At 52.5% G+C, this 14678-nt stretch carries 17 protein-coding genes; 3 read left to right on the plus strand and 14 right to left on the minus strand.

Annotated features, from left to right (window positions below):
• Positions 1 to 215, plus strand: a 215-nt coding sequence (locus tag KI379_RS31930; RefSeq protein ID WP_212986068.1) for a hypothetical protein, incomplete at its 5' end; no start/stop codon positions are given.
• Positions 216 to 568: 353 nt separating this feature from the next.
• Here the strand turns inward: KI379_RS31930 and KI379_RS31935 are convergent.
• On the minus strand, positions 569 to 1447 hold the full coding sequence (locus KI379_RS31935) for a nucleotidyltransferase-like protein (RefSeq protein ID WP_089549871.1): 879 nt from the start codon (positions 1445 to 1447) through the stop codon (positions 569 to 571).
• A gap of 122 nt (positions 1448 to 1569) precedes the next feature.
• Between KI379_RS31935 and KI379_RS31940 the strand changes: the two genes are divergently transcribed.
• Positions 1570 to 1962: a DUF2614 family zinc ribbon-containing protein gene (locus KI379_RS31940; protein WP_076176014.1), complete on the plus strand. Its 393-nt coding sequence runs from the start codon at positions 1570 to 1572 to the stop codon at positions 1960 to 1962.
• Between the two features lie 84 nt (positions 1963 to 2046).
• Here the strand turns inward: KI379_RS31940 and KI379_RS31945 are convergent, their stop codons facing one another.
• The 13 genes from KI379_RS31945 to KI379_RS32005 form a co-directional block, all read right to left on the minus strand.
• Positions 2047 to 3759 carry a glycosyl hydrolase family 18 protein gene (locus tag KI379_RS31945; protein WP_244879521.1) on the minus strand — a complete coding sequence of 571 codons (1713 nt, stop codon included), beginning with the start codon at positions 3757 to 3759 and terminating at the stop codon, positions 2047 to 2049.
• Between the two features lie 122 nt (positions 3760 to 3881).
• Positions 3882 to 4307 (minus strand): peroxide-responsive transcriptional repressor PerR, encoded by a 426-nt coding sequence (perR, locus tag KI379_RS31950; RefSeq protein WP_076176019.1) that lies wholly within the window; start codon positions 4305 to 4307, stop codon positions 3882 to 3884.
• 123 nt (positions 4308 to 4430) lie between these two features.
• A complete protein-coding gene (locus tag KI379_RS31955) occupies positions 4431 to 5702 on the minus strand; it encodes a DUF4097 family beta strand repeat-containing protein (protein ID WP_212986069.1) in 1272 nt (423 codons plus the stop codon).
• A gap of 58 nt (positions 5703 to 5760) precedes the next feature.
• Positions 5761 to 6396, minus strand: coding sequence for a hypothetical protein (locus KI379_RS31960; protein ID WP_076176025.1), 636 nt, complete (start codon positions 6394 to 6396; stop codon positions 5761 to 5763).
• A 148-nt stretch (positions 6397 to 6544) separates the two neighbouring features.
• Positions 6545 to 7258 carry an MgtC/SapB family protein gene (locus KI379_RS31965; RefSeq protein ID WP_076176028.1) on the minus strand — a complete coding sequence of 238 codons (714 nt, stop codon included), beginning with the start codon at positions 7256 to 7258 and terminating at the stop codon, positions 6545 to 6547.
• 30 nt (positions 7259 to 7288) lie between these two features.
• A complete protein-coding gene (locus KI379_RS31970) occupies positions 7289 to 7759 on the minus strand; it encodes a GNAT family N-acetyltransferase (RefSeq protein ID WP_212986070.1) in 471 nt (156 codons plus the stop codon).
• A 96-nt stretch (positions 7760 to 7855) separates the two neighbouring features.
• Positions 7856 to 9295, minus strand: coding sequence for an Asp-tRNA(Asn)/Glu-tRNA(Gln) amidotransferase subunit GatB (gene gatB, locus KI379_RS31975; RefSeq protein ID WP_076176032.1), 1440 nt, complete (start codon positions 9293 to 9295; stop codon positions 7856 to 7858).
• A gap of 33 nt (positions 9296 to 9328) precedes the next feature.
• A complete protein-coding gene (gene gatA, locus KI379_RS31980) occupies positions 9329 to 10786 on the minus strand; it encodes an Asp-tRNA(Asn)/Glu-tRNA(Gln) amidotransferase subunit GatA (RefSeq protein ID WP_212986071.1) in 1458 nt (485 codons plus the stop codon).
• 30 nt (positions 10787 to 10816) lie between these two features.
• A complete protein-coding gene (gene gatC / locus KI379_RS31985) occupies positions 10817 to 11104 on the minus strand; it encodes an Asp-tRNA(Asn)/Glu-tRNA(Gln) amidotransferase subunit GatC (RefSeq protein WP_076176038.1) in 288 nt (95 codons plus the stop codon).
• Positions 11105 to 11583: 479 nt separating this feature from the next.
• On the minus strand, positions 11584 to 11967 hold the full coding sequence (locus KI379_RS31990; protein WP_076176040.1) for an ATPase: 384 nt from the start codon (positions 11965 to 11967) through the stop codon (positions 11584 to 11586).
• A gap of 281 nt (positions 11968 to 12248) precedes the next feature.
• Complete coding sequence (locus KI379_RS31995; protein ID WP_212986072.1) at positions 12249 to 12875, minus strand: MBL fold metallo-hydrolase; 627 nt, start codon at positions 12873 to 12875, stop codon at positions 12249 to 12251.
• A gap of 9 nt (positions 12876 to 12884) precedes the next feature.
• Positions 12885 to 13451, minus strand: a complete 567-nt coding sequence (locus tag KI379_RS32000; protein ID WP_212986073.1) for a thioredoxin family protein — start codon at positions 13449 to 13451, stop codon at positions 12885 to 12887.
• Positions 13451 to 14065: a DedA family protein gene (locus KI379_RS32005; protein ID WP_105445348.1), complete on the minus strand. Its 615-nt coding sequence runs from the start codon at positions 14063 to 14065 to the stop codon at positions 13451 to 13453. Before KI379_RS32005 ends, KI379_RS32000 begins: the two co-directional genes overlap by 1 nt.
• Positions 14066 to 14212: 147 nt before the next feature.
• On the opposite strand from KI379_RS32005, the gene KI379_RS32010 reads away from it, so the two are divergent.
• Positions 14213 to 14524, plus strand: coding sequence for a dehydrogenase (locus KI379_RS32010; RefSeq protein WP_212986074.1), 312 nt, complete (start codon positions 14213 to 14215; stop codon positions 14522 to 14524).
• Positions 14525 to 14678 lie beyond the last annotated feature (154 nt).

Below are 14678 nucleotides of genomic sequence, written 5' to 3' on the forward strand. Positions count from 1 at the left end.
GATCAAACTCTCCAAGAAAGTTGGAAGAATCTGCTCACCCGAAGGGAGTAGCTTTCCAACGAAAGTTTGTAGCTCATTTTGAATCTGACGAGATTGATTTAATCTCAATCGCTCCGGTCATAAGACCATCGCGTTTATACTCACTCGTTGTTCAGTTTTCAAAGATCAAACTTCGTTTCGTTGTCATCGCTGTGTTTCAGCGGCGACTTTTATAATATATCATATTGCCCATCTTTTCGTCAAGCATTTTTTTAATTTCTTTTCAAATCTTGTCGAATTATCAGGTTTCAAGGAAACCGTCATTGAATGGGGCGAGATATAATTTAACACATAAACAATAATGGAGTCAACCACTTTTTAAAATCCGCATGTCTCTTCAAATTTCCCCAATCTTCCCCGAACTATACCCTTAGAGAAGTATTAAACGGAGATACACGGTGGATCTGCATTTGCCTAACGCTACACAGCTACACGCAATTGTTCGGAGTACTTATTTGCCTTCGGATAACAAAAAAAGAGGGACCCTCCCCTCTCTTTCGAACTTACATATATACAATTGCAAATACAGTCATTCGGCGGAATAGCGAATCCCCTGATTCCCGTAAGTCGCCCCTTCGCTCCAGACCGCCGTTTCACGTACCAGCGACCGGTTGACCAGCGTCCGCAGTACCAGCGGCAGCTTGTTGCTGATCATATCGAGCTCGGGATGATGAGCCAGCTCTTCCACGCTCCAGGGCTTCGGCCGACTTCTCAAAATATTCAGCAGCAGCACCGTGCACTCGGCCATTTTGGACATGACTGAAAACTCACAGGCAAGCATGACCAACTCGACGCGCTGAGCGAGCGTTTCCGTACTCTGGGTTAGTTCTTCATACAGTTTATGAATGGCCGTGTTAAGTCCGCGCACCTGCTCCCATACGGCTTTCTCCGGGAGAACCTTCTGCTCGATCAGCTCGATCTTGGCCCAATGCTTCAACGAATTCAGCACACTGTGGTAAGCATCCGTGTAAAAGCCTTCCTGCATATAACGTTTGGCTTCCACGTACATCCATAGAAAATGTGAAAATTCATACAGCATCTTCCGGTCCCTCAGCGGCTGCCTGAATTCAATGAAATCTTGGCGAAGCTGCGCCAGCCGGGCATACGGATCGTGAACGATCTCTCCCTCCATGAAACATTTCACCAGGTCCCCCTTCTCGCCGGCCACCAGCCAACGCCGAAGCGAGCCCAAACTGACATGCAGCACTTGGCAGCGCAGTTCCCCTGCCATCGTATGTTCTACGGTTAACGGTTTATCTTCTTGTTCGCGGACGATTAGTATAATAAGATCAAAGTCATGCAGCAGCGATCCATCAAATTTATGACCCTCTTGGCGAAAAATAATAGTTCCCATGGCATCGACATAAACCGACTCTCCATAAAAAAAGGACAAATTGGACAAATTCACGTCTCCCTCCATGCATTCCTTGGCGAAAATGAGCCAATTCAGTTATAATATACTTCTACATGTCCATGTCAGTTCCTTCTTTTTGTAAATACAACAAATTTGATGATAGGAGCTAAAGATTCATGATTTTCAATCAAGCGAAAATTAACGCTTTTCGTCTTTGGGGCCTGCTGCTGACGATGCTGGGTATGGGTCTGATGGTTCTGGGGACGGCCGGTATCGTATTTTGGGGACATGCCGGTAAGGTGTTCGCAGCCATCGGTCTTGTGATTGGCCTGATTTCCATGATGGGCAGCCTCGGAATATATTTCTGGGCCGGCATGCTGTCAACCAGCGCGCTGCAGCTCGAATGTCCGGAATGTCACAAATTGACCAAAATGCTCGGAAAAACCGACCGCTGCATGTTCTGCCGCACGATCCTGACGCTGGATCCTAACCAGGCGAATATTACTCCCGAAGAGCTGCAAGCCGCTCAGCAAGGCCAGGGAGCCCAAGCAACGCCGCATCATCATTAAATACAAAAAAAACCGGTACGACCTGATCACAGGCTGTACCGGTTTTTTATTACATAAAGTATAAGTGCTGATCCAATAAGGTAATTACTGCTGTATTCCTTTTAACACCTTCCAGGCATCCTCCGTCCCGAAGCTTCGCGTCCATGCCGCAACGCCGCCCAATTTGAGCGACTTGGCCAAGTCCACTCTCGCCTGCAGGGATACCGCGTCCTCAATCCATATTTTTTTCAGGACTCCGTCTTCCTTATACTCCACATAATGCTGCTTCACGTCTTCCAGATACTTCGGCTTCAGTTTCTTTTCGGCCAAAATATCTTTGACGGTCTTCATGCCGACCGCTTTGGAGGACACTTCGACTTTCCCGTTCTTGCTCGCTTCCGACCAGATCCGCGTATACAGCGGCACGGCCAGTATCAACTTCTGCGGCGGCACGTCGTCCTCATCCAGGATCTTTCGCGCAGCCGCTTCCGCCCAAGGGAGGGAAGAAACCGAGCCGGCTTCCGGACTTGATGCCCAATGCTCATCGTAAGCCATCAGCATAATAAAATCCGCGGCTTCGCTCAGTGCACTGCGGTCCAGAAATTTAGACCACAGCTCGCTGCTTGATTTCGGCGTGACGTCAACCGATAAGATCAGTCCTCGATCCTGTGCCAGCGGCTTCAATTCACGCACAAACTGCGTAATATTGGGTCCGTCCTTCGTTTTTACATTTTCAAAATCGATGTTGATCCCGTCCAGATGATACATCTGCGCCAGCTCCAGCAGCTGGCTGATCGTATTCAGCCGCGTTTCGTAGGTGGCCATCGCGCTCGTAGTTATGTCCGCATCGAAGCTGTTATTGATCAGCCCCCATACCTCCATCTTGCGGGCGTGGGCTTTATTCACATAGGCCATATCCGCATTGCTGCGCACGTTGCCCTTGCCGTCGATAATGCTGAACCAGGTCGGACTGACGACGTTGACACCGTCCAGTCCGTCCAATACGGCCGGATCGGGTTTGTTTTGATAGACTGCTTCCCACGCCAGGTTGACGGGCTTGCCTTTCCAGCTGCGCTCCGCCCGGGTTGGCGGGATAGGCGGAATTTCGATCGTCTTTTTGTCCCCAAGTGAGACTTCATCCTTGCGGACATACCCGCTGTAGCCGTTATCCATCTGGGCGAAATACCAGGATCCCTTCGAATCCCAAATCCGCAGAGGGGTACCACCCTTCATATCAGCCAGAATCGGCGAGTGGATGGAATCCCCTTGTCGGAGCTTCACCTTATCGTCAGGCTGGCCTTTGGCCGCCCCCATCTGGATGGTATCCCCGGCTTTCATCAAAATGACGGCACCCGTAGCGGCATCCTCATGGATGTTAACCCCGTACAGTTCCTTAAGCGGCTGAATCGGCATGTACGGCACGCCGTCCTTTTCCTCCGGAGCAAACCGGAGCTCAACCGGCTTGTTGTTCAGCTGCGCTTTTTTCTGTCCTGTCTGCAGCCGCATGACCCGCACTGGCGTCGTCAAAATGATGGACTGGGTCCCTGATTCATATCGAATCGTCGGATCCACCACCTTCTGCAGTACCGGCAGCGGAAGCATCAGCTGTTCACCGGCTCCTTCGGCTGGTTCTGCCTGAAGCTTCCCTTCCACGAAAATAGGCTTGTCCATGCCGCGCCAATCCGGTTTTTCATGCAAAGGATTCGGTAGAATTTCGGTCACCGTCAGATAGGCCCCGGCAATGATCAGGCACAAGCCCAGGAATATCGTAAAGCGCCTCCCCGCTGAGGGGCGGCGTCTGCGTCTTCTTCTGTTCACTCGCTAATCCTCCGTCATTTTATTCAAATTATGCCTTCCGGTAGGTTCCGGATGATCGGAAAGTGCTGCCTAAAAAACAAAAACGTGAAGAATCCTTTGCAGGAGTCCGCACGTTTCAAAAATCATTGTTCTTTGCAAGAACTGCATATCCCATAAAGCTCCATCCTCAAGTCCTTGACCTTGAATCCAGTGCTCTGTTCCGCTGTATGCTCCACATCCTTCAGAGAAGGATACATGAAATCTTCAATTTTGCCGCATTTCTCACAGATCACGTGGAAGTGATCCGATACGTTGGCATCAAAGCGGCTCGAATTATCTCCATAGGTCAGCTCATGGACCATTCCCGCTTCCATAAACATCTTCAAATTGTTATATACGGTCGCGACGCTCATGCTCGGAAACTTGGGCTCGAGTGCGCGGTATATCTCATCCGCCGTCGGATGGTTCATGGACTCCATCAAATAGGCCAAAATCGCATGACGTTGGGGCGTAATCCGAACACCTGTTGCCTTCAGTTGTTCTAGTGCATGTTGGACTCGCGTAGACATGATTCCCACCGCCTTTAATGTTTTAACATAGTCGTTAATAACTTTATTGTACGTTTATCTTTTGAGCTTTGTCAACGGACCCCGCCCCACAGAAGCCGTTAAAGCCTCCATGTTCATCCTTTTCTAATATTTATTCACATTTAGTTCGCTGTTGCCTTCGACATGGATCGTATAATCACCGGTGCCGATCTCGCCGGTAATGCTCTTCTTGTCCACGACAAACTCGGGGAACATATTATGAATATCGCCATAGCTGATCGTCCCGTCAATAGCGTAGTTGCCTTCCCCAGGCAGATCAAGGATAAGCTCCCCGACAGCGCTGTAGATGTCCCAGTTTCCGCCGACGGAGTTCGATCTTGCCGTAATATCGCCGTTGAGCGACTCTGCCGTCAAATCCGATTTGATGTCATCCACATAAATGTTGCCGTTCTTGGTGCTTACGTTGATTCTTCCCTGGGCCCGAATGACCGACAGATTCCCGACCTGGGATGTCAGCGCAACAGAATCGGAAACATCGATCGCCTCCATATTCCCCCGGTTGGTCGTGAGATCAACCGAGCCGGTAACGTTCGCGGCCTGAACGGCCCCGTTCAGCGTTTTTCCTTTAACCTGCCCAAGAATATGGTTCAGCTTAAGTTCGCCATTTGCACTTTCCAGCGTAATTTGCTCAATGGCCTCAACATTATTCAAAGTAATACCGCCGTTCATCGTCCGGACGGAAAAATTAAAGCGGCGGTCTTCCGGCAGCGTAATGGTCAGGTTCATCCGCGGCTGCCTTTTGCCGGATTGCCCGTAAGCCTTGCCTTTGGTTTGGATCGTAACGGTGCTTCCGTCGCTGACGTCAACCGTGGATTCCTGCCCGATCACATCCGCTTCCGGCCCCGTAATCTGATCCACCCACATCTCGGTATCCACCCGAATGTCGTCCACAGGTCCCCGCTGCAGCAAAATATCGCCGTTAATATTGTCGATATTCACCGCTTGGGTCTCGAAGGCGACAGGAATCGAAATCGGGTCCTTATCAAACCGCTTACCCTTAGCCTCACTGTAGTCCACACCAGCCGCCGTCAAATTCAAACTGACCTTATTCCACAAGTGCAGGTAGTGGTCTTGTTCGGTGACGACAAAGACGGAAGCCGACAGCAGGACGGCCACCAGCACTCCGCGGATATCCAGCCGGAAACGCCCCCAGCCGGGTGTTCGCGATTTCCGCATAAACCAGTACAGCACAATATATTCAGCACCCCACAGGACAGCCAGCAGCGGCCACCATTTTAGCAGGAGCAGCATGTATTCGGTCCCTTGAACCGCATCCGTCAACAGCAGTGCACCGGTCACAACCAGCAGCAGCACGGCAGTAAAACGCCCCACCCGCAATTTGGGTTTTCGGTTCACGTTGTCGATCACCTCTTTCCACGCTGCAGCACGGCCATAAAGGCTATAGCGCAGCGGTTCATCTTCCGCGTCTTTGGTTTAAAAACAGGAGCGTCTCCCGAAGCCCGAAAAACAAACCAAGGACGATCAAAACGACCGCAGCCGCGGTTTGTCCGTACTGTTCAATAAACATGCCAAGCCATTTGGGTTTCTGATAAAAGGCGATCATCAGCAGCCCGCCGGCAACCAGATATACGCCGAAAGCGATGCTGCGTTCCAAGGCAAAGGGATGCGCCCGTTCCGTCTCCTCTTCATCCGGCAGCTCAAGCCCAGCCCTTCTCCGGTGATAAATCACATAATCCGCAGCTTGAAGCACATCATAAACGCTATAAAAATAAGCGACAGGAAATAAAAGCGCGAGCAAAATAAGCAATGGCACGTTGATCTGGATGCCGATGGAAGAAAAATAGAGCAGCGCCGACGCATCCAGCATCAATGCGAATATAAGAGAAATCCCTTTACGGTACAATCCCAGATAAATATGGCCGAGTCCCGGACAAATCGCTGCAAGAAGCCCTGCGGTAAATTTGCGCTTGCGGGAATACAGCCGGCGCTTGCGGACTCCCCGCTCCGCCTTGGAATAAATGCGTAACCGCCGTTTACCTTTCTGCGGTTCGTCCGCTGACTTTGTTGAGTGACGTCCGGCAGAATGCATGCTTGCAGCTCCTTTCTTTAAATGGTTTGGCCGAGTCCTTTTTCCTGATAGTACCCTATTCTGTCCCCTAATTAACAGGTCAATATCTGGGTTATCCGGCCTGTCAAAGCAAAAACCCCCGGTCACCCGGGAGCTTTCGGCGTTTTTGTCAGTCTAGGGACACCAGTGTAATTCCTTCCAGCTTCCGGATTTGCGAAGCCAGCTGCAGCGGATCAAAGGAATGCTTGATCAGGACGTGCATCGAGATCTCAAGCGTGGTGGAGGGAGGCTCCAGCTCAAAGGGCGCGGCTGCACTCCGTTCATTGATAATCAATTTTTTCACGGCGATGCCTTCCGCCTGCACCAATTCCGAGATCGATTCAAGCAGCCCCGGAACCGAAACGGCGTGGAACGTGAACAGGTGGAGCTTGCTCCCTTTGATATAACGCTGCTCCAGCTTATTAAATACCACGAGCGTCAGTAATATAAGCAGCGTGGCAGCGACGGACGCGAAATAAAATCCGGCGCCGACAGACAAGCCGACCGCAGCGACGACCCATACCGAAGCCGCCGTCGTTAAACCGGTAATGGACTTACCGGTAAACAGAATCGTTCCGGCTCCCAGGAATCCGATCCCCGTAATGACGGCCGATGCCAAACGGGCAGGGTCGATCCGGATGTTCACCTCGTGAACGAATTCGGAGAAGCCGTAAATAGACAGCATAATAATTAACGCCGATCCCATGCACACTAAAATATGAGTTCGGAGTCCAGCCGCGTGGTTGGACCGCTCACGCTCCAGACCGACCAATCCGCCGAGCAGCATAGACAGCAGCAAACGCAGCAAAATATGCACATTATCGATATACCATGGATCCTGCAAGGGTCAACCTCTCCCATTCTGCTGAGGTATTTATTGTGACGATTCGGACGCTCTGTGAAAGGTCGTCAGTTCCACGCCCGGGGCTACCTCGTACCGGTCAAAAGGAACAAAGCCGTATTTGGTGTACAGCGCCACAGCCGGCGTGTTTTTGGTTCCCGTGGACACGATGAATAAGGGAACATCCGGATGAAGATCCAGCACGTGCTGAATCAGGCTGCCCGCAATCCCCTTGCGGAAATGATCGGGATGAACCATCATCCGGCTGATCGTAATCGTATCCGGCGCTTCCTGCTCCGTTGCTACCGCTCCGATAAGTTCTCCGTCCTCATTTAAACATCCGTAAAAATCCTCTTTACACTTGCGTATCGTTTCATGAGTGTCCATCAGCGGGGGAATATCGCGGAACCCGATCCGCTCCGCCTCCAGCCGGTAAGCCATATGCTGCAGACGCCAGATCTGATCGACCATGTCCTCGTCATCCAGAAACAGTCTGTTTATCATATTCGGAACCACCTCGAGCGCATGCGCGAAAATGAAAATGAATGCTAAATCAAAGGGGCTTGTCACACGGACAAGCCCCAAGGGAAGCTCAAGCTTTTATTGGCTCAATATTTCGGCCAGCAGCTTGTTGACAAGCGCAGGGTTGGCTTTGCCTTTGCTCTCCTTCATGACCTGGCCGACCAGGAAGCCGATCGCTTTCTGCTTGCCCGCCTTGAAGTCCTCGACGGATTGCGGATTTGCCGCGACAACCTGCTCGACGATCGTTTTGATCGCGCCTTCGTCGCTGATCTGCACAAGTCCTTTTTCCTCGACGATCTGCTGTGGCAGCTTGCCGGATTCGAGCATTTCCTTGAATACCGTTTTGGCGATTTTGCTGCTGATCGTGCCCTTCTCGATCAATCCGATCATTTCACCGAGACCGCGGCCGGTAATTTTGAGGGCCGGCAGCTCCAGACCGGTACTGTTCAAGTATCCGAGGAGGTCGCCCATAATCCAGTTGGAAACCGCTTTGGCATCCTTTGTATAGTTCAGGCTGTCCTCGAAAAAGTCCGCCAGCGGCTTCGAAGATGTAATGACGCCCGCATCATAGCTCGGGAGGCCGTATTCGGAAGTATAACGCGCCTGCCGGGCATCCGGAAGCTCGGGAATTGTCGCGCGGATGCGCTCCTTCCAGGCTTCATCGATATGAAGTCTGACGAGGTCGGGATCCGGGAAATAGCGGTAGTCATGCGCTTCTTCCTTGCTGCGCATCGACAGCGTCTTGCCGGCGGCCTCGTCCCAGCGGCGTGTCTCCTGCACAACTTTGCCGCCGTCGTCCAAAATTTCCGCCTGGCGGTACTCCTCGTACTCCAGGCCCCGCTGAACGCCGCGGAAGGAGTTCATGTTCTTCAGCTCGGCGCGGGTGCCGAATTCCTTTTGCCCCACCGGACGGATACTGATATTCGCGTCGCAGCGCATGGAGCCTTCCTCCATCTTCACGTCGGAAACCTCGCAGTACTGCATAATCGCGCGGAGCTTCTCCAGGTAGGCTCTCGCCTCTTCCGGCGACGAAATGTCAGGTTCGGACACGATTTCGACAAGCGGCGTTCCAACGCGGTTAAAGTCGACCAGTGACGCAAATCCTCCGTCGACGTGCGTCAGCTTGCCCGCATCTTCTTCCAGGTGCAGGCGGGTAATGCCGATCCGTTTGGTCCGGCCGTCGACTTCGATGTCGATCCAGCCGTTCTCGCCGATCGGCTGGTCGTACTGGGAAATTTGATAAGCCTTGGGCGAATCGGGATAGAAGTAGTTTTTACGGTCGAATTTGCTCACATCGGCGATCGTACAGTTCAGCGCCATGGCTGCTTTCATCGCGTAGTCGACAGCCTGACGGTTCAGAACAGGCAGTACGCCGGGATGTCCGAGGCAAATCGGGCACGTATGCGTGTTGGGCGGCGCGCCGAATTCGGTGGAGCAGCCGCAGAAAATTTTCGACTTGGTATGCAGTTCGACATGGACTTCCAGTCCAATGACTGTTTCGTATTTGGTTGATGACATATTGTTCTTGCTCCCTCCTGGTCCCGCCTGAGATTACAGCTTCGGCTGCAGCTTATGATGTTCGGTGTTCTGCTCGTACGCGTGGGCGACGCGCAGTACCGTCGATTCGTCAAAGGCTTTGCCGATGATCTGCAGGCCGACCGGCAGCCCGTCCGCCAGTCCGCAAGGAACGCTGATCGCGGGGACGCCGGCGAGGCTGACCGGAATGGTCAAAATATCGTTCAAATACATCGTCAGCGGATCATCCACCTGGGACCCCAGCTTGAACGCGGTCGTCGGTGCGGTTGGCCCGATAATAATGTCGTAGTTCTCAAAGACGTTGTCGAAGTCCTGCTTAATAAGCGTACGGGCTTTTTGAGCCTTCAAGTAATAGGCATCATAGTAACCCGAGCTCAGCGCGTAGGTGCCGAGCATAATCCGGCGCTTGACTTCCGGACCGAAGCCTTTGCTTCTCGATTCGTGGTACAAATCGATCAGGCTGCCCGCATGGTCGGCACGGGTGCCGTAGCGGACGCCGTCGAAACGCGCGAGGTTGGAAGACGCCTCCGACGAGGCGAGAAGATAATACGTTGCAACCGCGTATTCGGTATGCGGCAGGGACACTTCTTCCCACACGGCTCCAAGATCTTCCAGAACCTTCAAGGCTGCCAGAATTTTCTCTTTCACGGCCGGGTCGACCCCTTCGCCCATATACTCCTTCGGCACCGCGATGCGCAGGCCGCGGACATCGCCGGTCAATGCGCTCAGATAGTCCGGAATATCGACATTTGCTGATGTCGAATCCATATGGTCGTGGCCGGCGATGGCCTGGAGGACGTAAGCGGAGTCCTCCACGTTCTTCGTCAGCGGGCCGATCTGGTCCAGCGAGGACGCGAAAGCCACGAGCCCGAAGCGGGAAACAAGGCCGTAAGTCGGCTTCAATCCCACTACGCCGCAGTAGGACGCAGGCTGGCGGATCGATCCTCCTGTGTCCGATCCGAGCGCAAAGTAAGCTTCGCCAGCGGCCACCGCCGCGGCCGAGCCGCCGCTGGAGCCGCCAGGCACGCGGTCCAGGTCCCACGGATTGCGGACCGGCCGGAAGCTGGAATTTTCGTTCGAGCCGCCCATGGCGAACTCATCCATATTCAGCTTGCCCAGCGTAACGGCATCCGCCTCACGCAGCTTACGCGTCACGGTTGCGTCATAGACCGGGTTGAAATTTGCCAGAAACTGGCTGCCACAAGTCGTGCGCAAGCCTTCCGTCACGATATTGTCCTTAATTCCGGCAGGCAGGCCGAAGAGCAGTCCGCGCGGCTGACCGGACGCCAGTTTGTCGTCGAGACGGCGGGCTGTGTTCCGTGCCTCCTCCTCATTCAACGTCAAAAAAGCCCCGATGCGTTCGTCCCGCTCGGCGATGACCTGAAATGACTGGTCAACAAGCTCCTGCACGGACAGCTCCTTGGCATGCAGCTTGTTATGTAATTCTTGCAATGTATGGTTAAACAGGCTCAAATGAATACTCCTCCCTTCAATGATTAGCCGCTAATCCAAGACAGCCGGCACTTTAAATTGTCCGTCTTCCTCTTCAGGCGCGTTGGCCATAACTTTCTCGATCGGCAGACTGTCTTTCGCTTCATCCTCGCGCATCACATTGCTGAGATGCAGCACATGCGTCGTCGGCTCCACACCGTCGGTATCGAGTTCATTCAATTTCTCGGCATATTGTAAAATGGCGTTCAGCTGCTCGGTCAGCATCTGCTCTTCTTCGGGTGTGAAATTGAGCCGGGCCAGCTTGGCCACATGCTGAACGTCTTGATTGGTAATACTCATCAGCGGTTCCTCCTTGTTCCTTCTTATCTAAGCATCCCTGCGGCATTCCATCCGGATCCGATTCAGCGAAGCAGCTTGTCCTGAAGCAGCCCGGAATTCGCGGCTCCATAGCCGCAAAAACGCATGGATATGCCCTTGCAGACTGCTGGTGTTTAAAGGATTAAAGCCTCAGGATAACGTTTCTAATTATATTGTAGAACCGGGGAAGATTCAATGCACCCGGTCAAATTGAAACGCACCGATATGTTGCCGACCGGCGCCTTATATCATTCCTTGGCTGAAGCCCCTGCCGATATACCTTTCACTTAAACGTCTATCGTCGTACATTCGAAGAAGACAAACCGCACTAGGCGGAAGATTTCTTGCGGATAAGGATGTCGTATCTCCGAAGTTAGAAGCCGAAATAAATGAGTGAACAGCTTTCAGCTTAGCTATATATCTTAAAACGCAAAAAAGAGCCGGCTAATAAGCCGACTCCTCTAAATCCAGGCGCGGAGATTTACCTGTTTGATAAATTCCGCCTGGGAGAGCACTTCAGGCGCAGTCTCTTCTTCCTTCTCATCCTGCTCAAGCTCGCCGTTCATAATCTGATGAAACAGCTTCTCGTTATATGTCGCAAGGGCGTAATCGATCAGCGCTTCCCGCGTGGTCATCTCAACTTCATGCTGTATGAGCAACTCTTCTGGCTCAACATCACTCGATGGCACGAAAAAGTTACGATTAATCTTCGGTACCCGAATTACGTAATCAAAAGCATTATCCGGGTTCCGGTCATAGGCAATCAGATAACCGTATTCCCCAATAGGAAGGTTCTGCTCAAAGGCGTCCGCGACGATTACAATTTTCTCCCCTAATTGCAGCATCGTCTACCTCCTAGATGTATGTCTTTCATTTGTCTGTATAGTCTACTAGAAAAACATAGACATGTAAAGCTGAAGAAAAAATATATATGGAGAAAAATAAAGTGAGATTAAATCTCCCAAAAATAAAAGAACGCAAACCGGGATCGGGCCACAGCTTGCGTGCTTCGCGAAAGTAACAAGGTTCATCAAATTAATCACATTGTATCAATCTTGTAACCGCTTGTCCAGACAAATTTGCTCAGAAATTGTCGGAAATGCTGACTCCCTATCGAAATCTATCCTTAACGGACATAGGGATTGTTCGCCCGCTCATAACCAATCGAGGTTTTAGGGCCATGGCCGGGATACACCTTCACGTCGTCCGGGAACGTGAACAGCGTATTTTGGATGGAGTCAAGCAGGTCCCTTTCTCTTCCCCCGTACAAATCGGTTCGTCCAACGCCAAGCTTGAACAGGACGTCGCCGGAAAAGAGGTCGCTTTCGCAGAGGAAGCTGACGCTTCCGGGCGAATGTCCAGGCGTATGGTAGACGGTAAACGTGCGGCCGATCAGCTGCAGCTGCTGACCTTCATCCAGGCTGTATTCCGCGGGATCGGTCGTCAGCGGCGGAGTTACCTGCGGCCAGTTCTGCGAACCGTTCATCTTCGGATTCACCAGCCATTCGCTTTCCAGGTCATGAAGATATACCGGCGCCTTGGTCAGCTTGCGTACTTCGTCGACGCCGCCCATATGGTCGAAATGGGCATGGGTCAGCAGAATGGCTTCGATCTCGAGACCCTCAATGTGCCGGATCAGCGGAGCGGGATTCATGCCGGGATCAATGATGATGGCGCGGCCGGGATCGTCGCCGGTCAGGACATAACAATTGGTTTCCAGCGGCCCGAGGCTAAAGGATCGGATGTTCAGCATGGCCTCAGATCAAAATCCGGAAATCAGTTCACGCAGCTCTTTGATGATCGAGGCGTGAAAGCCCGTTCCTTCCCCGTAAGCTTCGACGATCTGTTTGCGGGTAACCGCCAGGTTGTCCTGATAGTCGGCAGCTTCCCGGTCCGGATTGTTCTGTTTGAATTCGACCATGAACTTTTGAACGTGAGCCGGACGCGGCCCCCAGGTGCCCAAGACGTATCCGCCCGTATCCGCAAAAATGACCACAGGCACACTCCGGCCGCCCATCGTCAAATACTGGTCCATCAAATCAAAATTCTCTTCCAGAATAAACACCTCGACCGGAATTTCCGCCGCTTCCAGCGCCCGGAATACGGCCGGAACGTTGCGAACAACGTCACCACACCAATCGGCAGCCAGGATCAGCACGCGGAGGTCGTCGCGGAACTTCAGGCTTTCAAAAAACTCCCTGTCGCCTTCATCGCTCCACGCAAACTGCTCGTAACCGTTCTTGAAAGCCTCCTGGTTTTTCTGCATGCCGCTCACGAACTGTTCGGGGGAAATCCCGCGATTCAAATAATCCGCCACATTTTTAGCCATTAGTGAACGCCTCTCTTCCTTCTGTTATTGATCCATTTAATCAGAAAATACACGATCAGCAGCGCCAGCGCAATGAGCAGAATCGGCGTTATGTATGGAGCCGCCTTCTCATCGATATTTTTCCACTGGTCTCCGAGCAGGTAACCAAGATATACAAACAATGCGGACCAAGGAATGACAGCCAGGGTGGTCAGCAGCGTAAACCGTCCGAGATTCATCCGGGAGATACCCGCAGGGATGGAAATGGCATGCCTTGCCACCGGGATGAACCGGGCCGTGAAAATGACGCCTGTCCCGTACTTGTTGAACCATTCCTCCGCGTAATCGATATGTTTTTTATGAATGAAAATGTATTTCCCGTACTTCTCCAGCACCGGGCGTCCTCCGTAGCGGCCGATCCAATAGATGAACAGCTGCGCGATCACGCCGCCGACCGTTCCAAAAACAACCGCGCCGATATAGTTGATATGGCCCGAAGACACCAGAAACCCTCCGTACGCCAGCACGATCTCGCTGGGAATAACCTCGATCATCAGACCCAGCATAATTCCGAAATAGCCCAGACTTTGAATCCAGTCAAATAACTGATTAATGATATCCGATATAAGATGCACGCCGGCCCCCACTTCCCAATGTACTCTTCTACTTCAAAGCTATTCTAGCACAGGGATGGACATGACTTCTACTTGGTGCCCAATCTGCTCCCGCCGGTGTCTTCATGGGAAAAAGCAGCATATGGTGTGGGTAAAGGAGTGAGTCAGATGCCCCAGATCCCGCAAAACAAAAAGGCCGCCCTGCCAACGGCACGCGGCATCCGCAGGAAATGCAGCAACGAGCTCTACCGGGCGATCAAGCGAATGAAGGTGCATATTCCGACAGATCTGGTCAAACAGGGGGAAGCGATGTACTACCGTAAAGTAGTAGGCAACCTCATATGGATTCATGAAAACCGGAGCAACCGCAAGGTGCAGTGCGACTGGTGGGACAAAGAAGTCTGTCCGGAGCTCGCCGAACTGTGGCAGCTGGATCCGGGCAGGCTCAGCAGCGCGTTCCGTGATGCTTACGGCGGGTAACGTTAGGTCCACCCGCCTAACAGCCATTGGGGCAACGCGCACCATCGGGGCAGCCGGGCTTCATTACGGCTGTCCCCCCTTTCAGCGCCAAAAGGAATAACACCTACGCACGCCAGGAAAAGGCAAATCAGTGACACAAACCAGGAAGCGTCCG

The sequence above is a fragment of the Paenibacillus cineris genome (assembly GCF_018333335.1).
In the GTDB taxonomy this organism is placed as follows: domain Bacteria; phylum Bacillota; class Bacilli; order Paenibacillales; family Paenibacillaceae; genus Paenibacillus_AQ; species Paenibacillus_AQ favisporus.